The organism is Aeromonas ichthyocola (assembly GCF_046087985.1).
Classification (GTDB): Bacteria; Pseudomonadota; Gammaproteobacteria; order Enterobacterales; family Aeromonadaceae; genus Aeromonas; species Aeromonas rivipollensis.
Genome location: NZ_JBJSWH010000001.1, coordinates 654855 through 676080, shown reverse-complemented (window position 1 = coordinate 676080; position 21226 = coordinate 654855). Strand labels below are relative to the sequence as shown.

The following is a 21226-nucleotide window of genomic DNA, read 5'->3' as shown; positions in this document are numbered from 1 at the left end:
GCAGGGCCTTAGGCGATGCGTTCAATCCGCGCCATGTAGAAACCGTCGAAGCCGGTCTCGGAGGGGCTGACGGTGTGGTCATCCCGCAGGCGATAGTTCTCGTTGGCCGCGAGGAACTTGTCCACCTGCTGGCGGTTCTCCTGGGGCAGGATGGAGCAGGTTGCATAGACCAGCAGGCCGCCCACCTTCACCATCTGGCTGTAGCGCTGCAGTATCTCTTCTTGCAGGGCGACCAGCACCGGCAGGCGCTCGGCGGTGTCACGCCACTTGGCATCCGGATTGCGCTTGAGCACGCCAAGGCCGGAGCAGGGCACGTCCAGCAGCACGCGATCGGCGCTCTCCTTGAGGCGCTTGACAGTCTTGCTGCTGGTGATGACCCGGGTCTCCACGTTGTGGGCTCCGGCGCGGCGTGCGCGCTGCTTGAGGTTCTCCAGCTTCCACTCTTCCACATCCATCGCCAGCAGGCGGCCCTTGCCTTCCATCATGGCGGCGATGTGCAGTGTCTTGCCACCGGCACCGGCGCAGGCATCGATGACCCGCATGCCCGGGGTCACTTCCAGGGCGGCGGCGACCAGCTGGGAGCCTGCATCCTGCTGCTCGAAGCAGCCATCGGCAAAGGCCTTGGTGCGGAACAGGGCGGCGTCAGAGGTGACCTGTAGGGCTGTCTCAACACCATCAACCGGAATGGTGGTGACATGCTCTTTGGCCAGAATGGCCTGCAGCTCTTCCCGGGTGCACTTGAGGGTGTTGACCCGCAGGTAGCGCTTGGGCATCCAGGCCAGGGCGGCACGCTCGGCAGGCCAGGCCTCACCCAGCTGCTCGTTGCCCAGCTTCTCCAGCCAGGCAGGGCAACCATCCATCAGCACCGGGTTCTTCTTCGCTTCGGTCAGGCGGCGACGGAATGCCTCTTCATTGAAGCGATCCAGGGTCGGGTTGTTGGGCTGGGCAATCTTGTGGAAGGCGTGCCAGCTGTGCAGCAGCGGCCAGACATTCTTTTCGGCCTGACGGACCTGGATGCCGGTCAGGAAGCAATAGAGGCTGAGACGACGCAGCAGGTCGCCGGTGACCAGGGCAATCCTTGCCTGTTCTTGCGGTTTGAGTTCGATGCCGGAGAAGTGACGGGCATAGGCGCGGTCCAGGGTGAGACCCTGACCGAGTACATCGTCAACAATGGCAACGACCAGATCCCCGAAACGGGGCAACAGTGGGGATTTGAGCATGAGATTAACCTTGGCCAAAAAAGGATGAACCGGCCCGTGACACAGGAGGGTTCTGAAACGGACAAATCCGCGCCATGATAGGGGCTAGACTGCATTGGTGCAACCGTCCCCATTCGGGGAATGGTGGCCAGGGTGGCTGCTGGACTAAGCATGGGCGGCAGGAAAATGATGCAGGCCGCAGTTCAGGCGAGTGCATTAAAAAGGACTAATAAAGATGCATGTGACGAAATACTCCCCTTGGCCTTGTGGTAGCCAGTATGCTGGGCTCAACTAGCCTCGATGGCCAGCGAATGGGACACGGTGGCCGCCAGAGCAACAGCAGACGAGGGTTATGAGGTGCGGGCCCATCCAGTTTCGGGTTGCCAAGGTGCCGCTCGACTATTTTGCCAGACTGCAAGCCGGGGCGAGTGAGCTGACCCTGCCGCTGCCCGATGGGGGGGAGGTCACCTTCACCCTGGAAGCCTACGACTTGCTGCCTGCAGATCTTGCCGCCAAGTATCCACAGATCCGCACCTTCAAGGGTCACAACCCGGCGAATCCGATAGAGACGGGACGCTTCGATCTGGGGCCGCAAGGTTTCCACGCCATGTTCAGCCATCAGGGCAAGATGGTGTTCGTCGACCCGCTGCGCAATGCCGAAGGGTATGCCGTCTATTACCAGCAGGATGCCTACAGCCGGCTGGAGGAAGACGCCGACAAGGTGATCGGGGCTGACGCCAAAACGCTGGCTCGCAAGGTGCAAGTGGATGGCAATGTCCGCAAGCGTTACGTCATCGCCATCTCGGCGGCAGGTGAGTACACCCAGTATCCACGGTGGCTCCAAGGTGCTGACCCTGGCGGCCATTACCACCCTGCTCAACCGGGTCAACGAGGTTTATCAACGGGATGTCGGGGCCGAGTTCCAGCTGGCCAGCCGCAATGACAACATGATCTTTACCGATCCTGCCAGTGATCCCTTTGATAACACCGATGCGGATGCGGATCACAACGTCGATGTACAAGCGCAGGCCTTTGCTGATGGGGATTTGGGGACATTTGATATCGGCCATGTCCTCAATACTGGAGGCGGTGGTTTGGCGAGTTTGGGGGTGTTATGTGTTGATACCCTGCCACCCTATTACGCCTATGGCGCCAATCATCGGGCATGACGGGTTCAAAAGAACCTGTAGGGGATGCCTTCTTTATCGATTATGTCGCCCATGAAATTGGCCACCAGTTTGGTGCCGACCATACCTTCAACGGCACCACCAACAGTTGCGGTGGCGGCAACCGGGAGGCGATGCAAGCATATGAGCCGGGCAGTGGCAGCTCCATCATGGCCTATGCCGGCATCTGCGGTGAGGAGAATATCCAGCCGCACAGCGACCCCTATTTTCCACAGCAAGTCCATCGAGCAGATGCGAGCACACATGGCGACCGTATCGACTTGTGGCACCACCCTCAACCTCGTGAACAATGCGCCCCAGGCGCGGCCGGGGCCAGCGATATGTGATCCCGGCCAACACGGCCTTCGTGCTAAAGGGGGCCGGGTGCCGATCTGGATAATGATCCTTGCTCTACAACTGGGAGCAGATCGATCTGGGCACCGAATCGAGCAGTGCCGCCACCATGGTTGACGATGGCTCCCGGCCGCTGTTTCGTTTTGTCTCTCCCACCAGCTCGCCGAGCGGATCCTGCCGAGCCTGCCCTCCCTGCTCTCGGGCACGCTCGCCAAGGGCGAGGCCTGGCCCACCACCAACCGGGATCTCAACTTCCGGCTGACGGTGCGTGACGGCAAGGGCGGTGTCGCCAGCGACGACATGAAGGTGCAGGTGGTCAATACCGGCAGCGCCTTCCGCATGACCACCCCGCTTGGGGTGACCCTCACGCCGGGGGCAAGTCAGGCAGGTGGCATGGGATGTGGCCGGCACCAACGTGGCGCCGATCAGTTGCAGCAAGGTGGATATCTCGCTGACCCAGGATGAGGGGGTCAGCTGGACTACAATGCTGGCGGTCAGCCAGCCCAACAGCGGCTCGCCACCGTGACCCTGCCGGCAACCTCACCAGCAGCGTCAGGCCTGAAAGTGGCCTGCAGCGACAACATCTTCTTTGCCATCAGCCCCCTCAAACTGCCTTTGGTGTCCAAAGCGTGGCAGTTCAGGTGGCGGTGGTGGTGGCGGGTCCCTCGGTCTGGTGGACCCTGGCACTGGCCCTGCTGGGCTGGCAACGGAGGCGCGGATGAGGGGAATCTGGCTGGCTGGTGCTTGCCATGCTTGGCGGCTGCCAGGCCGATGCCAGCACCCTGGAACAGGAGGTCAGCGCCAGTCTCGCCAAGCAGGATTACCGGTTGATCGTGATCGCCGGGCGCGGCGAGGTGGCGCCCGGCATTGCGCCGAGCAGCAGGCAGAGGCCAAGGCGCGCTGCGGCGTGCGTTATCTGGATGGGCTGGGTGATGTAATAAGCCCGGACAGGAAGAGGCCATGCCAAGCTGGCGTTTACGCCAGCGAGTATAACCAGCGTATGCTGGTGCATTGCCCGCCGGTGCCTCTGAAATCTGCAAAAGTCCCTAACCAGGCGGGCATGACCATGAGCGTGAATTACCAGCGGGGAGGCAACAGCCTCCCCGCTGTTTTATGGCTGCCGTCATTTGGCCGGTGGGCTTGTACCCATGCCGTGCCCGTCGCACAATGCCTCCACCCATAGCCGCACGGGCGGCAAAGAAAGAGAGAAGGAAAATCAAGATGATGGATGTGGCTGATCTGCGTCGTGAATACACCAGGGGCGGACTGCACCGGGCCGATCTGCCGGCCGAGCCTCTCGCCCTGTTCGAGAAGTGGCTGGCCCAGGCGTGCGAGGCCAAGCTGACCGACCCCACCGCCATGGTGGTGGGCACAGTGGATGCCGACGGCCAGCCCTGGCAGCGCACAGTGCTGCTCAAGCACTACGATGCCCTGGGCATGGTGTTCTACACCAACATGGGCAGTCGCAAGGCACACCAGCTGGAAGGCAATCCCCGCATCAGCCTGCTCTTCCCCTGGCACACCCTCGACCGCCAGGTACACGTGACAGGCCGGGTGGAGAAGATGAGCACCTTCGAGGTGATGAAGTACTTCCACAGCCGCCCCAAGGATAGCCAGATAGCCGCCTGGGTCTCCAAGCAGTCGACCCGCATCTCGGCCCGCGGCGTGCTGGAGGCCAAGTTCCTCGAGCTCAAGCAGAAGTTTGCCAATGGCGAGGTGCCGTTGCCGAGCTTCTGGGGCGGCTTCAGGGTGCGGATCGAGACGGTGGAGTTCTGGCAGGGTGGCGAGCATCGCCTGCACGATCGCTTCTACTACAGCCGCGAGGGGGATGGCTGGCATATAGAGCGGCTGGCCCCCTGATGAACATAGCCCGGCTCAAGAACTTCACCGAGATAGTGAAGAACAACTTCAATATCTCGGCGACGGCGGAGAAGCTCTACACCTCCCAACCGACCCTCAGCAAGCAGATGAAGATGCTGGAAGACGAGCTGGGGCTGGCGCTGTTCACCCGCAAGGGCAAGAACCTGGTGGGCCTGACCCCCATGGGGGAGCAGGTGATGGAGCTGGCCAAGGGAGTGGTGGCCCAGGTCGAACAGATTGGTCAACTTTCCCTCGGTGATCAGCTGGCCACCAGCGGGGTGCTGCGCATCGCCACTACCCACACTCAGGCCCGCTACAAACTGCCAGCGGTGATCACCGAGTTCACCCGCCGCTATCCCGATGTGGCGATACATCTCCATCAGGGGGCGCCTGCCCAACTGGCCCAGATGGTGCAAAGCGGCGATGTGGATATGGCGATTGCCACCGAATCCATGTATCTGTTCGACGAGCTGGCCGCCGTCCCCTGTCATCGCTGGGGCCGCAGCGTGGTGGTGCCCCCACGGTCATCCGCTGCTCGAGTGCCAGCCGTTGTCGATGGCGATCTGGCTCGCTATCCCTCATCACCTATGTGTTCGGCTTTACCGGCCGCTCCAAGATGGACAAGGCCTTCAGCCACCACGGCCTCTCGCCGAAAACCGTGCTGACCGCCACCGATACCGACGTGATCAAGCACTACGTCCGGCTCGGGATGGGGGTCGGGGTGATCGCCAGCGTGGCCTTTGACGAGGGGGACAGGGAGGATCTGGTGAGCCTCAATATCGACCACCTGATCGCCTCGAGTGCCACCCACATCTGTCTGCGCAAACATGCCCATCTGCGCGGCTACATGTATGACTTTATCCACCTCTACGCCCCCCATATCAGCCGGGAGACGGTGCAGTTGCACCTTATCAACCAGCCGCCCGCCGCCAATATGGCGGAGTTGCCGTGGCTCTAGCCCGGGTTGTTTATCGTACACAGAGCAAACATGCAGAGATAAAAAAAGAGAGGCCGTGGCCTCTCTTCTGGTTTTATCGGTATGCGGGATTAAGCGCGGCGGGTGGCCAGATTGATAAAGATCTGGGCTCCCACCAACAGGCAGTCGTCATCCAGATAGTAGGGATTCGCATGCAGATAGTTGCAGATCCCCTTGGCCTGACAGCCGCTGCCGAGGAAGAACATGGCGCCCTTGCGGCCACGGCAGGCGTTGACCATGTAGCTGAAATCCTCGCTGCCGGTCATCGGCTGACCCTGGGCGTTGATCCCCTCGAGGGCAATACCTCGGCGGCGGCCTGCAGCAGGCGCTCGCAGGCCTCTCCATGGTTCTCCACCGCCGGGTAGCCGGCATGGACCATGGTGGTCTTGAAGCCGCGCAGCTCGCTCTGGGCGACCATGTCCCTGAAGCTGTTTTTCAGGATCTGGTCGGTCTCGGCGTCCATGGCACGTATGGTGCCGCGGGCCTGCACATGATCGGCGACGGCGTTGGGGATGGTGCCGCCGTTGATCATGCCGCAGCCAAACACTGCGGGGCTGAACGGGCTGGTGCGCTTGGCGACTATGTAGTCCATGTCCTCTATGATGCGCACCGCCTCGCGGATGGCATCCAGCCCCTTGTGGGGGGTGGAGCCGTGGGCTGAGATGCCGTGCACATCCAGGGTCCAGGCCGAGCCCCAGGAGGACATGACCCCCTGATTGAACTTGATGGTGCCCGTCTCCATGGCGCCGTCGTTGTGGAGGGCGTAGATCTCGTCCACCCCCTTCATGCAGCCGAGCTCCACCATCTTCTCTGCCCCCGGCACCCGCATGTCCTCCTCCGCCATCTGGAAGATGACGCGAACGTTGTAGCGCAGCCGCTCCCTGTGCCCTGCCAGGAATTTGGCGGTGGTCAGGGCGATCGCCATGTGGGAGTCGTGGCCGCAGTTGTGGGCCATGCCCTCATGGGTGGATTTGAACGCCACCTCGCTCATGTCGTGCATCTCAAGGCCATCCATGTCGGCACGGAAGGCGATGGTGGGCAGTGTGGGATCAACGACCAGATCCCCGTGAAAACCGGTAAAGCCCGGATACTCGGTGATCTTGTAGCCAAACTCCTCCATCAAGCCCCGGCAGTAGGCGGAGGTCTTGAACTCGGCCCCCGAGTATTCCGGGATGCGGTGCAGGTGGTGGCGCACCTCGTGGCTGAAGTCGCGCAGGGCAAGGAGGTCAGGTTCGATATGGTAGTGGTTCATCAGATGATCCCTTGAATGGAGAAGCCGAGTTGGGCAACCAGCGAGGCGCCGAAGAAGCAGCAGGTGGAGACAATCATGAAGATGAGGATCACCTTCCAGGACATCTTCTTGAGCTCCTCGAGCTGACCGCCGACGGAGAGGCCGGCGAAGGCCAGCAACGGCACGCAGCAGGAGAGGAAGGAGATCTTCGCCACCGCGTCGATGAAGAGGCCGCGCACTGGCGTCTCCGGCAGGCAGATGAGGATGCCGATGATGGTTGCATAGGCAAAGGCCGGCAGCGAAGAGGGCAGATAGCGCTTGGCCACCAGGGAGGCGAACACCACCAGGGACATGGCGATGAAGCTGTCACCCATCAGCCAGAGCGGGGTGCCCGTGGTCAGGGTCTGGGTAAACATGGCCAGCAGGATCGCCAGAAAGACGAACCGCATATCCATCACGATGCTTTTCATGCTTTCGCTCCTTTGTCAGTCAGGGCATAGATCTTTTCGGCGAGGGGCAACCCCAGGTAGGTGAGGGAGAGGGCCCCCAGGGCAGACGAGAGCAGGTTCGAGGCTGCGGCTATGCTCAGCACCTGCTGGGCCAGCGCCTCGTCGAGGCCGTTGATCAGGGCGCCGGAGGCGGCGCTCAGCATGGAGCCTGAGCCCACGCCGGAGCCGGCGGCCAGGGCCAGCGGGTGCAGACCTGTGAGGGGCGCTATGCTGCCGAGTACGCTGAACCAGAGGGTGCCGATGACGGAGCCGCACAGGTAGATGGCGAGCACGCCTATGTACTCCTGGGAGCCGGTGCCGAACTTGCCCTGGATCACCGCGACCGAAGGCTCACGGCTGATGGAGGAGCAGGCCCCGATGGCGCGACGGCCGAAGCCGAATTTCACCGCCAGCGGAATGGCGATGAGGATGGGCAGCAGGTTGCCTATCTCCTGCAGGAAGAGCGGCACGCCGACGCTCAGGATCATCTTGAGGTTGGGGATGATCATGCCCGCGTACTGGGTACCCAGGATCAGCAGGCTGAAGCCCACCATCTTGCCGCAGAAGCCCTCTTCCTTTTCGCTGAAGAGGCGCTTCCAGCCCGGGATGCGATCCTTGACGGGCTTGGCGGAGACTATCATGCCGATGATGACGGCAAAGAGCATGGGCAGTATGGGGATGATGGCGATGCCTATCCTGATCTCCTGTTTCCCGATGAGGTACTGGGCCACGAAGATCAGCAGGGCGGTCGCCAGGGTACTGACTAACACCGTTTTGAGAGGAGTGGTTTGCTGCATAGTGTGTTCTCTTGTTATGCGTTGTCATTCACGAGCGGCGCTGGCCGCTGCGAGCGAGATGGGGGCATGATAGGAAGGGCAGGGGGGCATTAATGTGACCGCCATCAAGCTGGCCATATGGCATTTTTTCATGGGGTATGCCGTTTAACCATGCTAAAGATATGGGTTAACAAACCATTAGCAGCCGGTTATGCTGCGCCGTTCGGCGGTCGCAGGGGGAAGGATGGAACTGTTGATAGAAGAGGCGCTCTGGCAGCCCCGCTGGCAGGGGGGGCTGCAGAGGTGGCAGGGGCAGGGCAACCGTTGGCAGTTGCTGCACGGCAGGCGCGGCGAGCAAGGGGCAGTGACCCCTGCGCCCTGGGCCCGCTGCCCGCCCGACGGCATCCTTTCGGCCAGCGGCTTGCTCGCCGCCTGGTTGGGGGAGGGTGAGTCACCCCTCATGACGGCGGACCCGAGCTGCCAGATCCTGGTTTCTGCCTCCAGCGTCCTCCTGACCCTGGCCAAGGAGAGCGGCCTGCTCACCCTGGGGCCCAATGGGGCGGATATGCTCCTCGGCGCCGATGGGGATCTGGCCGCCGCGCTGCAACGCCTGCTGGCCCGGCGCCTGACCACGCCCCTGCTGCGTGAACCCGGGGGCGCAGCCTCTCCGGCTCTGGTGCTGCGGCCGCTGCAAGCCGCTGACGAATCGGCCGTCCTGCGCTATTGCTCGGATGAGGCGCTCGCCCGCTACACCCTCAATATTCCTCACCCCTATCCAGCGGAGGCGGCCCGCGACTGGCTCGCCATGAGCGGGCGCAAGGCCGCCCTCGGGCTGGGGCGGACTTGGGCGCTGACATTGCCCATGGGGGATGAGTCGGCCCCCCTGCTCGGGGTCATCTCCCTGCACTGGCACGGCGAGCTGGCCTGGTGGGTGGGGGTCCCTTGGCAAAACCGCGGGCTGGCCACCCGGGCGGCGCGGCTGGTCAGGGCCTTTGCCTTCGAGCAGTTGCGCCTGCCCGCCCTGACCGCCCGCCACATGCCGGGCAACCTGGCCTCAGGCCGGGTGATGGCCAAGCTCGGCATGCACCATTGCGGGCGGCGGCCCGGGTCGGCGCGCCAACCCGCTGAACTGGATCATTGGCGGCTGGATCGCCCGCCGTGCCTGCCGGACGACCTCAAGGAGGCGCTGGCCCCTTGGCTCGAGGACGAGCGGGTGGCGGTGGTCATCCTCCATGAGGACGAAGTCGGGGGGCAGGAGGTGGCGCTCTTCATGGAAGGGGCCGGGGCGGGCGGTGAGCGGCGTCTCCCCGCAGGGCTGACGGTCAGATGCTATCCACTCGCCTGGCTGGGGCCTGAGGCCCCCGGGGTGCAGGCCCATGGTGGTGGCGTCCTGCTCAAGGACAGGGGCGAGCTTGGCCTCGGGTACCTGCTGCGATTGCTGGAGCCTGGTGCTTGATGCTGGCAAAGTCGGCGGGAAGAGGGGGTATTGCGACGCTTGGCGCATGGATTGCCATTCGTTTTCCTGAGTCAGCCCTCCCATTTTCGGATAAAGGCGCTCAAGTCAGGGGCCACTTCTGTGAAATAATGGCCGCCCTGCTGTACGAGGAGTAACGCTGTATGTTGAGAACCGAGCGTCCCGGCGACATGCTGCCAGTCTTTGAGCTGGTGAGCGCCGCCTTTGGTCGTCCCGACGAGGCCGAACTGGTCAATCGCCTGCGCGAGTGTGGGGCCGCCGTGGTCACCATGGTCGAGGAGGAAGAGTACGAGTTCATGGGGCACCTGATGCTGAGCCCGATCACCATTGACGGCCAGGAAGGTCCCTGGCTCGGGCTGGCGCCGGTGGCCGTCCATCCGGACTGGCAGGGGCAGGGCATAGGCTCGGATCTGGTGCGGGAAGGGCTGGACACGGCCCTCGAGATGGACTGGAAGGCGGTGGTGGTGCTCGGCGATCCGGCTTACTATGGCCGCTTCGGCTTCAGGCCCGCCAGCGACTTCGGCCTGCACTGCATCTACGAGGTACCCGCCGACTGCTTCATGGCGATGGAGCTGCAGCCCGGCGGGGGGCTGGCCGGCCTGCAGGGCGAGGTGCTCTACCACCCCCTGTTCGATGAAGAGCCGGTGGGAATAACCGCCTGAATGCCATAGAAGAAGGACCCGTTAAGGGTCCTTCTTCATTTCAATCCGTCCCTCACTGGGCCAGGGACTTCAACTGCTGCCTGCCCGGCGGATTGTTCCAGTCGATGGGGCCGTGGGTGAAGCGATACTGCAACCTTGGCAGGCAGAGCTCCAGCCACTCCTCCCTGAAGTAGGCATAGCCCTGGTCCCAATCCGGGTCATTGGCCCAGCCTGTTTGCAGGAAATGGAGCCGGGTGCCCTGACCTTCGGGCACGAAGCGCAGGCTGACCTGGGTCTTCTGCTGGCGGATATGGGGAAACTGGGGCGGGAAATTCCAGCTGAAGCTGAGCAAGTCATGGGGCATGACCGCCATCACCCGGCACCCTTCACTGCCGCGCTCCCCCAGCGGGGCCTCTGGCCTGAAATAGATTTCGAAAGGACCGTTGGGTTCCGGCACCATCAGACATTCCGGCGCCAGGAAGCTGCGCAGACCGCTCTCCGTGGTCCAGGCCCGCCAGACATCGTCGATGTGGGCGGGTACCAGAATGCTGCCTTCTATTTGCTTGTTATCCATAAATCAGTGAACCTCAAACCAGTCATGGACGGGACCCAGGCAGTATAGCCCCTAAGGCGATAAAATAGGCAGCCCTGCGTCACAGCATCACGTATTCAAGAGGGTCCAGCTTGCCGATTTGACACGGCGGCGGTATCCATCGAGAGTGGGAGGCAGTGAGCAGGCAAATCAAGGATGTCTTCATGATCAGAAAGATGCAAGATGCAGATGAACCCATGCTGGCGCAGCTGTTCCTCAAGGGAAGGCGGCAGGCCTTCCATTGGGTAGAGCCCTCCCTGTTTAGGCTGGAGGATTTTGCCGAGCAGACCCGGGGGGAGCAGATCTGGGTGGCGGAGAAGGGCGGTGCCCCCTGCGGATTCGTCTCCATCTGGGGTCAAGACAGTTTCGTGCATCACCTCTATGTGGTGGCCGACTGGCATGGGCAGGGAATGGGGCGGGCCTTGCTGGCCGCCGGGCTGGCCGGACACAAGCCCCCGGCATCCCTCAAGGTGGCCACCCGCAACACCACGGCGCTGGCGTTTTATCACCGCCTGGGCTGGCAAAACACGGACGAAACCGGCCACTGCGAGATAACGGGCCCCTGGCGCCGGCTGGTCCTGACCTCCGGCGACTAGTCTCCCTCGCGAGGCGCGCCCTCTGCCCCGGCAGAGGGCGGCATCAGGGCCATCTCGCCCGCTACAGCGCCCCGGACAGACCACCAGAGCCGGCTCAGGCATGAACGCAACCCACAAAAAAAGGCCACTTCCTGCGAAGTGGCCTTTTCCAAACGTTTGGCTGGGGGAGTCTGAATCAATAATTCATGTTGTTGATTTTAAATTACTTATCTGTATCTATCAGGAGGGTGGTGTTGCTGTTGGTGTTACTGGTGAATAAGCCACCCCACATTTTTGCCATTGAGGCGTACCGGTCTACCCCGCGAAAAAGCCGTCCAGGTCTCCGGCTACTTCGAGCGCTCGCGACGCACTTCTCGGGATGCGGGTTCAAATCCCTATGACCCGGATCCCACGATTCATACTCACCGTGTTGTTCTTCGCGCCGATGTAATTCGTTTTGCGCAGTTCTGCGCAATTGCGCACTCTCTAAGTCTCCACCAACGCCTCCAGGCCTTACCAAACCTGGCTCCTCCAATATGTGCTCACCATTGTGTTTCGATTTTGCGCAGCGACTTGTGCGCATAAAAGTGCGCAATTTGCGCAGTTTGTAGTGCGCAGCTCTGAGGGGACTGCGCAGGTGGTGAGAGGGGCAAGTGGCCGGCCCAGGATGAATGGTTCATCCAGTGGTTGTGGCACGTTGCCTCACCTGCCGTGGCAGTAACGCTCCATTACTCCCTTGGCTTGCCGCCGGCAAAAGCGCGGAGTTTGCGGTCTGTGATAACCTAGGGCGTTGCAGGACATTGTCGAGTTAGGTGTGTAGTTGACTGACGATTTTTTCCAGGATGTAGTCCGCCTCTGACATATCGTAGCGCTCGCTAGTCATCAGGTAACGGAGGTATCCTTGGCTTCATTCCTGGGTCTGTAGCTATCGTTCTGCCAGCAGGTATGGGATGGCCGCTAAATCTAATACCAAAAGCCCAGGAGGCAACAGTGTCATCAGCACTAGATAAATTCAATGAGCTCTCCACCCATCTTAGTGACTTGCTGGACTGTAATCCCATCGAGGCTGTGAAGCAGGCGCAGGATATTAATCTCAATCTCGCTCTTGATACACGTGAGCGGTTCAACCTGATGGGCCTGCAGGCGGCGATTCTGGTTGATGGTGGTGCGTTGACTCAGCAACAGGATTCGATTGAGGAAGGCCTTGCACTATTTCGTGAACTTCACAGCTCATTTCCAAATGCTGACGTTACCTATAATTTGGGTAATGGACTGGTCGCCGCAATAGGTTCCCCACCTCAAAGTGCTGACTGGCTGAGTCACCAGGAATTAACTCGAGAGCGTCGTGCAGAAGCCCGGCGATGCTTCTGGAAAGTAGCTCAGGATTTGGATGCTGATTTAGCGCTGCGCACTCAAGCTTGGACAAACCTTGCCAACCAGTTCAGCAATAGCTATCGACTTGGTGAAGCCCAAGACGGTTGGCTTGCTGCATTAAAAATTGACCCGCAAAATGGAGTGGCTGCATTTGCCGCCGCTCGTAATCTGCTTTGGCTCTATGAGCTTGGTGGCTGCTCAGAACTGACTCGTATCGAGGCGATCATGCTAGCCAAGATTGCAGATCAACATAAAGAACGAGTCATTCAATATGCCGGCATACAAGCTGCAGAACAGATCGCAACATTTGCATGCCAGTTGGAAGAGCCGCCAATACGCTCACCACATTTAGACCCTTTCATTAGTTGGGTCGAACGTGAACGTTTGACCCTTGCGCCAGCCGTGGAGCTCATCGATCCCTCTATGGGAAAGCTGGATTGGCTTATGCTACCTGGGATTATGGAACGAGAGCCCAGTGTTGCCGGGATGCCCCCTCCGGTGTTTGCCATGTTCAACATGCTAAAAAGCGATTTTATCCTAGCGCGTGACTTGCTATGGAGGGCACTTGACGAGAATGCGTGGCCTACAACAGGTAGATTTGGGGACACCCTTGACTATGCTACCTATGGACCAGATACGTCAGCACTTATCTTGGTTCACCGGACGGCTCTTGATCTGCTCGATAAGATAGCAGTAGTGGCGAATCACTACTTTGAGTTTGGATTACCGCCGGACAAGGTCTACTTTGGTAAACTGTGGCGAGGCAGCCCTGACAAGACAACAGGCATTAGACCGCTCCATGAAAAGGTGGAGCGAGTAATTCGTGGGGGCACTCCTGCCCTATACGGTCTAGTTGAGCTTGCCGAAGACTATGAGAACAATTCCGGAATCTTACGCTCTCAAAAGGATCTTCGTAACGCGGGGACTCACCGGTTCGTAGTGCTGCATGATATTGGCGACCCAATACAACTTAGGCAGACCCCTGAAATTGAGCATCATCGACGGGAGCCGTTTACACAAGAGGCGTTGCGCGCTTTACGTGTTGCCAGGTCGGCAATCCAAATGCTTGTACTTTCGATTTCACAGCACGAACAAGTCTTGGTACAGCGAGCTGATGGCTTTATTGGTTCTATGCTTGTACCCGATCACGACTGGATTCGTGGACGTAGCGACGATATTTGAATTAATAGGCACAACCTGGCGCAACCAGAGCAGGACATTGCTCTCCTTGTCACCGGTCACCACCTGCTGGCGCGGCAGCTTCGGAACCGTCGGCAAGGTCTCCCTGCAGCTTTGTCGTGGAGGCAGGGTGAACATGGCCCGGTGCCTTGGGTTATCAGCGAACAGCCCCGACCTACTGATGATGGCCTTCACGGTACCCAATGGCAGGCCGGCTATCTCGGCGACTTCACTCAGTGAATGACGGCGGCGAAGATTGAGCACCTGCTCTCGTTGTTCGTTGGTCAATCTCAAGGCAACCCCCTGTTGCAGTAAAAGTGTGATCTCGATCGACTGTCTGCACTCTATGTATGAAAAAAACGGTGGCTACAGCGGCTACGCGGCTACAACTCCCCTCTAGGCCGCGTCATTGCTGGGTTTGTCGTGTAGCCACTACCCAAAAAGGTGGTGGCTACAGGTGGCTACACGCCACTTACTGAGTGGCTACAGCCCCTTTTTGTAGCCACTGTAGCCACCATTTTTGTTTCTTCTTTCACGCACGCGTGTGAGGCAGAAATGGCAAGGGCCACACTCGGTGGCCCTTTGGTTCCTGTTGGCAGAGACCCTGGGGTAGTAAGGTAATGTTTGAGACTTTCAGTTGTCGCTTCAGTCGATATAGATAGGTGGCAGTACAGTGTGATTCCGGTCAGCAGTTTGCTCTATATATCAAGTAGGTGCTGGTTACACTGGTTACGTGGTTACATCGCCTTCTAACCCACGCCACCATTGGCTTCTACTGTAACCATGTCCCTAAGAAATGGTGGTTACCGGTGGTTACATAACCCTCTAACAGTAGAGATAGGTTCTTGGCGAAGCCAAGTCGTCTCTATGGCTAGGGCTAAATATCTATACAGCAAGCATGTGTGAATAATATCGATATCGGCAGTCATTAATTTCTTCTGAAGCAATTCTTAGCATGAAAATCAGAAGTAATAGCTATTTTTTCAAACCTTGCCAGTCCATGGCATCTGTTTGAGCAAGTTATTGCGCAAGCAATATCACACAGTTCAAGCATTCGAGTATAAGTTATTGATTATTAAATAATTAAATAAGTGGCATAGTCACTGCTAATGGTTCCGGTTGAGTGTCATAACCGTTTAACCAATCAGGAGCATATCCATGCCAACTCCATGTTATATCAGCATCGAAGGTAAAACCCAGGGCAACATCACCGCCGGTGCTTTCACCTCTGACTCCGTAGGCAACATCTTCGTGCAGGGCCATGAAGACGAGATGCTGGTACAAGAGTTTCAGCACGTTGTGACCGTACCCACTGACCCGCAATCCGGTCAGCCGGCTGGTCAGCGCGTCCATAAGCCGTTCAAATTCACCGTGGCCCTGAACAAGGCCGTGCCGCTGATGTACAACTCCTTGGCCTCCGGCGAAATGCTGCCGAAAGTGACCCTGAAGTGGTACCGCACCTCTGTTGAGGGTAAACAAGAGCATTTCTTCAGCACCGTACTGACCGATGCCACCATCGTCGACATCGACTGCCAGATGCCCCACTGCCAGGACCCGGCGAAGTCTGACTTCACCCAGCTTATTCAGGTCTCTCTGGCATACCGCAAGATTGACTGGGAGCACACCGTTGCCGGGACTTCAGGTGCCGATGACTGGCGCGCACCGATCGAGGCATAAGCCTCACCTTTTATGCCCGTTATTTCTTCTAATCAGGCCGGTTATTAAACTGGCCTATTTCCTTGTTTTTCAGTTGGTTAATTTGTTTCATAGTTTTTATGTTTTGCTATCTCCCTGCTTCCGCGGAGTGATTGCAAAGCAATAAGAGGTGTCCTGTTATGCAGAGACAATCAACGTATTACCCGTCGTATTACTTATCTTTGGTTGCTGCAAATGAACCGGAGAGGGCGGTAGCGTGTTGTTTTAGCAGGTTTCAGGTGGTGTTTGGAGAAGTGATAGGGAGATATCATGGCTAATCAGACCGGACTGCAGTTCACCGTTAAGGTGGGGACGCTGCCAGATCCCACTTTTGTAGTGGCCGGCTTTACATTGAATGAGGCGTTAAGCGATCCGTTCACACTTGCGTTGGAACTGGCAAGTAGCCAGCCTGATATCGATTTTGGCGCTGTACTGGATCAGCCATGCGAACTGTTGGTGTGGTATGAGGGCGAGCTGCAACGTCGTGTGAACGGTGTTGTGAGCCAGTTCGAGCAAGGTGACAGTGGTTTTCGGCGTACTCGCTACAGCATGGAAGTCAAACCAGCGCTATGGCGATTAGGTCTGCGTCACAATGCCCGAATCTTTCAGGCACAAAAGCCGGAAGAAATCATGGGAGCCTTGCTGCAAGAGCACGGTATTACCGATTATGCCTTCGCGCTAAAAAATGCACATGTACAACGAGAGTACTGCGTTCAGTATCGAGAGTCAGACCTTGAATTTATCAATCGCCTCGCAGCAGAAGAGGGGATGTTCTATTTCCATGAATTTGAGCAAGGCAAGCATCGTCTTGTGTTTGCAGACAATACAGCTGCACTCATCGATGGCCCCGCACTCTTCTTCAATTTGGGTAACCGTTCGCTAGAGCAAGGGCCCTATGTTCGCAAGTTTCACTATCGAGAAACGGTGCGCCAAGCTGAGGTTGAACTCAAGGACTACAGCTTTAAAACCCCGGCGTATGCCCTGTCTCATAAAAAGCTAGGGAGTGAACTTGAGCACCAGCGTGACACTTATCAGCACTTCGATTACCCAGGTCGTTTCAAGCAAGACCCCAGTGGCAAATCCTTCACCCAATATCGGCTCGATGCGTTGCGCAGCGATGCCATGGCGAGCCGAGGTCAGTCGAACTGTTCGGCGCTGTTACCGGGTCAGACCTTTGCACTGAGTGAGCACCCTAATGCTGTCCTGAATACCAACTGGCAAGTTGTCAGCATTCTCCATACCGGTAAACAACCTCAAGCCCTGGAAGAGGAAGGCGGAGATGGGGCGACAACCATCACGAATGAGTTCACGGTAGTCAAAGCACTACAAACCTGGCGACCACAATTACCGCATAAGCCCATGGTAGATGGCCCCCAAGTTGCCATGGTAGTGGGCCCTGCAGGTGAAGAGATCTATTGCGATAAATATGGCCGGATCAAGCTGCAGTTCCCATGGGACAGATATGGTGCCAGCAATGATCAGAGCTCCTGTTGGGTGCGAGTCAGTCAAGGTTGGGCCGGTGGCCAATATGGCATGATGGCAGTGCCTCGTATCGGTCATGAGGTCATCGTCTCATTCCTGGAGGGGGATCCGGATCAGCCCATCGTTACTGGTCGCACCTATCATGCCACTAATCAAACCCCCTATGTGTTGCCCGAGCATAAGACACGTACGCTGCTGCGAACCGATACGCATAAAGGCAAAGGCTTTAATGAACTGCGCTTTGAAGATGAAGCGTCGAGAGAGCAGATCTACATCCATGCCCAAAAGGATATGGACGTCGTCATCAACCACATTCATCGCCAAAGTGTGGGACTGGATCAACATTTGACGGTCAATCAGGATCAGTTCCAGCGGGTGGACCGTCACAGTCATCGCACGGTAGCCCAAGATGATTTTGAACAAATTGGGCAAGATCATCATCAGCTGATCGGCCGCCATTTTGTGCAGAAAGTGATGGCTTCATTAAAGCGCTTCATTGGTGGGGGGGAGATCACCCATTTAGATGGCAGCCGCCAGACATCTATCTCCGGTGGAGAAGAGCTGGTAGTTGGGGCACATCAGCGTGTGGTGGTGGGAGCAGATAGCTATCTCAAGGCCACCGACATTGTGCTGGAGGCGGGTCAGGCGCTAACCATCAAAGGGCCTGGCGGTTTCATCAAGCTTGATGGTGCCGGGGTAACTATTTCGGGCAATGTGGTCAAGATCAATGACGGTGGCTCGCCCGGCGCCGGCACAGCGCCGGTCGCAATAGAGCCGGAAGCGCCCAACAAGCCCACCCTGCCGGATGCGCCGGATCGCCGATAAGGAGTCGATATGCCAAGTGCTGCTCGATTGGGCGATAGCTGTGCCGGTCACGGCTGTTTTCCTGCCACCCCGATCATTGCTGGTAGTGGTGATGTCATCATTAATGGTAAGCCTGCTGCACGCAAAGGTGATGCCGTGTTGCTCCATGCCTGCCCGTGTCCCAACATGCCCCACGGTATACATAGCCGCGCTATTTCAGGTGGCTCCAGCAATGTGTTTATCAACGGCAAAGCGGCGGCCAGGGTAGGGGATGCCATTGGCTGTGGGGGCTCTGTCGCGGCAGGCAGTGGAAATGTGATTATTGGGGATAGCCCCTATCAATCGCCGGCCAAAAGCTGCGCCGAACAATCCGCCAAAAAGCGGCTGCCACTGCTGGCGCTTTCTCCCATGCTGGTGCCATGGCAAACACTGCTTGAGTGGGCTGCTCCTGTTGCCTTGCCAGAGGTGGAAAAAACCTTAACGGAAGCTCAGCGTAAGCTGCGCTACCAGGCGCGTAAGCAATTATCCGAGCGTGCCGCCAAGGTGCCTGGGCTGGCCGATGCTGGCAAGCGGCTGGGATTCAACAATGACAGTATCTTGCGTGCTGAAGCTGCGCAGTATGTCTATGCCGTCGATGAATTCAACCGCGGTGTGCAAACTGACTTGCCTGCGGCTCCTGTTGGCCTTGCTCAGGTAGATACCAAAAAAATACCCGGCCTGGAAAAAGCCGTGTTTACCGATAAAAAGAGTGGTTTTGGTGCTGCCTTGTTCAAGTCCTCCATTAACAACGAGACCATGCTCACCTATCGGGGCACCAATAACGCTGTTACCGGAAAATTAGACTGGATGACTAATGCGACTCAGGGGATAGGCTCAGAAACCAAGCAATACAATCAGGCAATGTATCTGGCTCAACGAGTCAAAAGATCAGTAGCCTCGCCATCGTCGCCACTAGTTGCTGTTGGCCATTCCTTGGGCGGTGGTTTGGCTTCAGCAGGAGTCGGTGCTACCGGTCTGCCCGGTTATACCTTCAATGCAGCCGGGTTGCATGCCAACACGGTCAGCCGCAAAGGTGGCTTACCACTGGACAAAATAGGTGAGCTGATCACGACTCAGGCAGTGGACGGAGAGGTACTCACCATGGTGCAAGGGGTAGGCAAGTTGGCTGTGCCCACCATGTTGTCCGGGATTGGTGGTGCCGTCGGAGGTTCTGCTGGTGCGGTGATTGGTGGCGCTTTGGGAGGAGCGATATTGGCTGGTGGGGCATTACCTTCTGCCGCCGGGAAAATGTTACCCTTGCCTTCGCAAGGGGGGAATCCTATTGCTCGACACGGTATGGATCAAGTTATTGCCGGTATTGAAGCGCAAAAGAGTGAGGATATTGGCACCATTACCAGCAAGCTTGGAGGAACAAAATGATATGGCTATCTCGTCTGAAAGTACTCTGCATAGGAGTACTGGGTTTGTTATCTGCGTGCCAAGTGGGAGGAAAAAGTATGCAAGCCAGTGAGTTTTTTCCAGCCCCAGTAGTGAATGTTTTGGATGCAATCCAGCGTGGTGATGAGGCTGCAGCTCGTCGTCAGGTTGAGCAAGGGGTTGACCTTAATATACAAGATGAAGAAGGTATTACCCCGTTACTATGGCTAATTCTTGAGACTAAAGATTACAAAGCGGTCGAACTTGCCCTGAAAGTGGGGGCAGATCCCAATTATAAAGATGGATTTGGTGATAACGCAGTTTGCTCCGTTGCTGGTTCTAAATATCCAGAACTGCTCAAGGTTGTTTTGGATGCAGGAGGGAATCCAAATTCTCTGGATAGAAATGGTGAGCCAGCTATATTCAATGCGATTGGTGAAGCTCGCTGGGCTGATATTAAATTATTAGTAGAGCGTGGTGCAGATCTTAATCTGACAGATGGCCCTGGTAGCAATAGTGCATTGTATGGTGCATATATTAACCAATATGAAGTTGTTTATTGGCTGTTGCAGCAAGGTGCCGACTATAAAATGAGAGACAGCGGTGGTTCAGATTTGGCCTACTCAGTGGAAGATAGCCTATCTTTAATGGATAAATCATCACCTCAATACCCATGGGCTATTAAGGTAAAACAGTTTTTGATTGACAAGGGTGTTAAATTTCCACCGTTGACTCCTGCAGAAGTACGTGAGCGTTGGGCTCGCGGAGAAAAGGTATAGTGATGTGGAATAGTGGTTGATCAACACAAAAGATGAGGAAAAGGTATAGTGATGTGGAATAGTGGGCAGGAAAATTCCGGCCCACAGTTTAACTACTGAATTATGTTATGCTGCTAATGATTTCAGCCATGCTCTGCAGTTACTTCAACCCCTCATCTCCTATAGGTATGTATATATAAGAGCAATTCGCTCTATTAAAGCCACAACTAGATAGGCAATTCTGATGCCGTTACCTATATTCGATATCGTCAGAAATGAAACATCGAAATTATATGTTGTTGTTGATATAAGCAAGTTTGAAGATGGTATTGATTATTGGCAATCACTATGTCGTCGATGCCCAGAAAATTGGCGTTTATTGCCGAATGCACACAATATAGAAGGTTACCCCACCTCTGAGCTTGTGCTGCTTTCCATCGAAGAAGGCACGGCAACTGAAAGTCTGCTGTTATGGATCTTGTCTCATGAACGCTACCCTGGCATGGGCGTTGTACTGCTGACAGCAACTACTGAGATAAATGAGATTCAGCGTGTGTGTATGGCTCGCCATACCTGTATTTACCCGGATGGACGACACACTTTTTTCCCCTTTCACGAACCCACCCTCCTAAAGACATGGTTTGCAATGGCTGGCTTGCCAACGAGGCGGCAGTTTGAGGATCCATTTCTAGCGATATATGTGCCCGAAGTGGTGGGTGCAGACTATTCAAGATCGCAATTTGAAGGTCTTGGGGATCGAGGGCTGTCCACTAACCAGCCTCCACAAGCATATGAAAACAGACTGAGCGCAGAGAATTATCGAATACTGACCAATCAAGCTCGCTATCAATATCTGACCAAAACCCTGTTCATCAGGGCCAGCGAGTATTATCCCTTTGAGCTGAGTATTGAGTGGCTGGAGCTGCGCTTTATCAGCGGAATTACATTGGCAAGAGAATTTTATCCCTTTGCATCGGAGGATGAGTGGGAGTCCTGGTCAGCACATCGCTGGATTATAGGTTCTGATTATTATCGGCACCCTCAGTTTATCAAATTGGTTTCCCACTATTCGTTATCGATGGCCATTAAAAAATTCAAGATGGATGCTGTGCTGGTGAGTGATTCAAGAGCTCATTTTCATCGGCGTGAATGGATGTTTGGCTTGGTAGACGACAAAGGAGCGTAA

Annotated in this window: 21 protein-coding genes and 2 pseudogenes; 17 read left to right on the top strand and 6 right to left on the bottom strand. The window is 57.1% G+C overall.

Annotation, left to right across the window (positions count from 1 at the left end; genetic code table 11):
• Nucleotides 1–8 precede the first annotated feature (8 nt).
• The gene (locus ACF2JD_RS03155) at nt 9–1220 is read right to left on the bottom strand and encodes an RsmB/NOP family class I SAM-dependent RNA methyltransferase (RefSeq protein WP_106887457.1); all 1212 of its coding nucleotides are present in this window, start codon (nt 1218–1220) and stop codon (nt 9–11) included.
• Nucleotides 1221–1551: 331 nt separating this feature from the next.
• Between ACF2JD_RS03155 and ACF2JD_RS03150 the strand changes: the two genes are divergently transcribed.
• The 8 genes and pseudogenes from ACF2JD_RS03150 (at nt 1552) to ACF2JD_RS03115 (ending at nt 5537) form a co-directional block, all read left to right on the top strand.
• Nucleotides 1552–2142 carry a hypothetical protein gene (locus ACF2JD_RS03150; protein ID WP_440986750.1) on the top strand — a complete coding sequence of 197 codons (591 nt, stop codon included), beginning with the start codon at nt 1552–1554 and terminating at the stop codon, nt 2140–2142.
• A complete protein-coding gene (locus ACF2JD_RS03145) occupies nt 2045–2368 on the top strand; it encodes a zinc-dependent metalloprotease family protein (RefSeq protein WP_440986749.1) in 324 nt (107 codons plus the stop codon). The genes ACF2JD_RS03150 and ACF2JD_RS03145 overlap by 98 nt, the downstream gene beginning before the upstream one ends.
• Nucleotides 2365–2712: a reprolysin-like metallopeptidase gene (locus tag ACF2JD_RS03140; RefSeq protein ID WP_440986748.1), complete on the top strand. Its 348-nt coding sequence runs from the start codon at nt 2365–2367 to the stop codon at nt 2710–2712. Before ACF2JD_RS03145 ends, ACF2JD_RS03140 begins: the two co-directional genes overlap by 4 nt.
• A gap of 395 nt (nt 2713–3107) precedes the next feature.
• Nucleotides 3108–3245 carry a hypothetical protein gene (locus tag ACF2JD_RS03135; RefSeq protein WP_440986747.1) on the top strand — a complete coding sequence of 46 codons (138 nt, stop codon included), beginning with the start codon at nt 3108–3110 and terminating at the stop codon, nt 3243–3245.
• A 103-nt stretch (nt 3246–3348) separates the two neighbouring features.
• The gene (locus ACF2JD_RS03130) at nt 3349–3441 is read left to right on the top strand and encodes an MYXO-CTERM sorting domain-containing protein (RefSeq protein ID WP_440986746.1); all 93 of its coding nucleotides are present in this window, start codon (nt 3349–3351) and stop codon (nt 3439–3441) included.
• 27 nt (nt 3442–3468) lie between these two features.
• A pseudogene (locus tag ACF2JD_RS03125) lies at nt 3469–3743 on the top strand (hypothetical protein); the annotation flags it as partial.
• Between the two features lie 197 nt (nt 3744–3940).
• Nucleotides 3941–4579, top strand: coding sequence for a pyridoxamine 5'-phosphate oxidase (pdxH, locus tag ACF2JD_RS03120; protein WP_440986745.1), 639 nt, complete (start codon nt 3941–3943; stop codon nt 4577–4579).
• Nucleotides 4579–5537, top strand: a pseudogene (locus tag ACF2JD_RS03115) (LysR substrate-binding domain-containing protein). Before pdxH ends, ACF2JD_RS03115 begins: the two are co-directional and overlap by 1 nt.
• A gap of 89 nt (nt 5538–5626) precedes the next feature.
• Here ACF2JD_RS03115 and ACF2JD_RS03110 read toward each other — a convergent pair.
• The 4 genes from ACF2JD_RS03110 to ACF2JD_RS03095 are packed head-to-tail and all read right to left on the bottom strand — an operon-like array spanning nt 5627 to nt 8071.
• Nucleotides 5627–5821, bottom strand: coding sequence for a hypothetical protein (locus ACF2JD_RS03110; protein WP_440986744.1), 195 nt, complete (start codon nt 5819–5821; stop codon nt 5627–5629).
• Complete coding sequence (locus ACF2JD_RS03105) at nt 5818–6807, bottom strand: amidohydrolase (RefSeq protein WP_440986743.1); 990 nt, start codon at nt 6805–6807, stop codon at nt 5818–5820. Before ACF2JD_RS03105 ends, ACF2JD_RS03110 begins: the two co-directional genes overlap by 4 nt.
• Nucleotides 6807–7256, bottom strand: coding sequence for a hypothetical protein (locus ACF2JD_RS03100; RefSeq protein WP_005325846.1), 450 nt, complete (start codon nt 7254–7256; stop codon nt 6807–6809). Before ACF2JD_RS03100 ends, ACF2JD_RS03105 begins: the two co-directional genes overlap by 1 nt.
• Nucleotides 7253–8071, bottom strand: coding sequence for a DUF3100 domain-containing protein (locus ACF2JD_RS03095; RefSeq protein WP_106887450.1), 819 nt, complete (start codon nt 8069–8071; stop codon nt 7253–7255). Before ACF2JD_RS03095 ends, ACF2JD_RS03100 begins: the two co-directional genes overlap by 4 nt.
• Before the next feature lie 223 nt (nt 8072–8294).
• On the opposite strand from ACF2JD_RS03095, the gene ACF2JD_RS03090 reads away from it, so the two are divergent.
• Together ACF2JD_RS03090 and ACF2JD_RS03085 are read left to right on the top strand one after the other, a co-directional pair.
• Nucleotides 8295–9506, top strand: coding sequence for a GNAT family N-acetyltransferase (locus ACF2JD_RS03090; protein WP_440986742.1), 1212 nt, complete (start codon nt 8295–8297; stop codon nt 9504–9506).
• A gap of 161 nt (nt 9507–9667) precedes the next feature.
• On the top strand, nt 9668–10186 hold the full coding sequence (locus ACF2JD_RS03085) for a GNAT family N-acetyltransferase (RefSeq protein WP_440986741.1): 519 nt from the start codon (nt 9668–9670) through the stop codon (nt 10184–10186).
• A gap of 52 nt (nt 10187–10238) precedes the next feature.
• Here ACF2JD_RS03085 and ACF2JD_RS03080 read toward each other — a convergent pair whose 3' ends face one another.
• Entirely contained in the window at nt 10239–10739 is a 501-nt protein-coding gene (locus tag ACF2JD_RS03080; protein WP_106887447.1) for an SRPBCC family protein, read from the bottom strand.
• Nucleotides 10740–10921: 182 nt separating this feature from the next.
• Between ACF2JD_RS03080 and ACF2JD_RS03075 the strand changes: the two genes are divergently transcribed.
• From ACF2JD_RS03075 to ACF2JD_RS03045, 7 genes are all read left to right on the top strand, one after another.
• Complete coding sequence (locus tag ACF2JD_RS03075; protein WP_440986740.1) at nt 10922–11353, top strand: GNAT family N-acetyltransferase; 432 nt, start codon at nt 10922–10924, stop codon at nt 11351–11353.
• A 969-nt stretch (nt 11354–12322) separates the two neighbouring features.
• Nucleotides 12323–13888 carry an LA2681 family HEPN domain-containing protein gene (locus ACF2JD_RS03070; protein ID WP_440986739.1) on the top strand — a complete coding sequence of 522 codons (1566 nt, stop codon included), beginning with the start codon at nt 12323–12325 and terminating at the stop codon, nt 13886–13888.
• 1155 nt (nt 13889–15043) lie between these two features.
• Complete coding sequence (gene hcp1 / locus ACF2JD_RS03065; protein ID WP_010634822.1) at nt 15044–15562, top strand: type VI secretion system effector Hcp1; 519 nt, start codon at nt 15044–15046, stop codon at nt 15560–15562.
• Nucleotides 15563–15850: 288 nt separating this feature from the next.
• Nucleotides 15851–17887 (top strand): type VI secretion system tip protein TssI/VgrG, encoded by a 2037-nt coding sequence (locus ACF2JD_RS03060; RefSeq protein ID WP_440986738.1) that lies wholly within the window; start codon nt 15851–15853, stop codon nt 17885–17887.
• Nucleotides 17888–17896: 9 nt separating this feature from the next.
• Nucleotides 17897–19285, top strand: a complete 1389-nt coding sequence (locus ACF2JD_RS03055; protein ID WP_440986737.1) for a PAAR domain-containing protein — start codon at nt 17897–17899, stop codon at nt 19283–19285.
• A 77-nt stretch (nt 19286–19362) separates the two neighbouring features.
• On the top strand, nt 19363–20061 hold the full coding sequence (locus tag ACF2JD_RS03050) for an ankyrin repeat domain-containing protein (protein ID WP_440986736.1): 699 nt from the start codon (nt 19363–19365) through the stop codon (nt 20059–20061).
• 223 nt (nt 20062–20284) lie between these two features.
• Nucleotides 20285–21226, top strand: coding sequence for a hypothetical protein (locus ACF2JD_RS03045; RefSeq protein WP_440986735.1), 942 nt, complete (start codon nt 20285–20287; stop codon nt 21224–21226).

Coding starts and splice junctions, on each gene's coding strand:
- ACF2JD_RS03155 (WP_106887457.1), bottom strand. CDS start 1,220: ATGCTCAAATCCCCACTGTTGCCCCGTTTCGGGGATCTGGTCGTTGCC.
- ACF2JD_RS03095 (WP_106887450.1), bottom strand. CDS start 8,071: ATGCAGCAAACCACTCCTCTCAAAACGGTGTTAGTCAGTACCCTGGCG.
- ACF2JD_RS03150 (WP_440986750.1), top strand. CDS start 1,552: ATGAGGTGCGGGCCCATCCAGTTTCGGGTTGCCAAGGTGCCGCTCGAC.
- hcp1 (WP_010634822.1), top strand. CDS start 15,044: ATGCCAACTCCATGTTATATCAGCATCGAAGGTAAAACCCAGGGCAAC.
- ACF2JD_RS03100 (WP_005325846.1), bottom strand. CDS start 7,256: ATGAAAAGCATCGTGATGGATATGCGGTTCGTCTTTCTGGCGATCCTG.
- ACF2JD_RS03045 (WP_440986735.1), top strand. CDS start 20,285: ATGCCGTTACCTATATTCGATATCGTCAGAAATGAAACATCGAAATTA.
- ACF2JD_RS03110 (WP_440986744.1), bottom strand. CDS start 5,821: ATGACCGGCAGCGAGGATTTCAGCTACATGGTCAACGCCTGCCGTGGC.
- ACF2JD_RS03140 (WP_440986748.1), top strand. CDS start 2,365: ATGACGGGTTCAAAAGAACCTGTAGGGGATGCCTTCTTTATCGATTAT.
- pdxH (WP_440986745.1), top strand. CDS start 3,941: ATGATGGATGTGGCTGATCTGCGTCGTGAATACACCAGGGGCGGACTG.
- ACF2JD_RS03090 (WP_440986742.1), top strand. CDS start 8,295: ATGGAACTGTTGATAGAAGAGGCGCTCTGGCAGCCCCGCTGGCAGGGG.
- ACF2JD_RS03075 (WP_440986740.1), top strand. CDS start 10,922: ATGATCAGAAAGATGCAAGATGCAGATGAACCCATGCTGGCGCAGCTG.
- ACF2JD_RS03080 (WP_106887447.1), bottom strand. CDS start 10,739: ATGGATAACAAGCAAATAGAAGGCAGCATTCTGGTACCCGCCCACATC.
- ACF2JD_RS03055 (WP_440986737.1), top strand. CDS start 17,897: ATGCCAAGTGCTGCTCGATTGGGCGATAGCTGTGCCGGTCACGGCTGT.
- ACF2JD_RS03105 (WP_440986743.1), bottom strand. CDS start 6,807: ATGAACCACTACCATATCGAACCTGACCTCCTTGCCCTGCGCGACTTC.
- ACF2JD_RS03050 (WP_440986736.1), top strand. CDS start 19,363: ATGCAAGCCAGTGAGTTTTTTCCAGCCCCAGTAGTGAATGTTTTGGAT.
- ACF2JD_RS03085 (WP_440986741.1), top strand. CDS start 9,668: ATGTTGAGAACCGAGCGTCCCGGCGACATGCTGCCAGTCTTTGAGCTG.
- ACF2JD_RS03060 (WP_440986738.1), top strand. CDS start 15,851: ATGGCTAATCAGACCGGACTGCAGTTCACCGTTAAGGTGGGGACGCTG.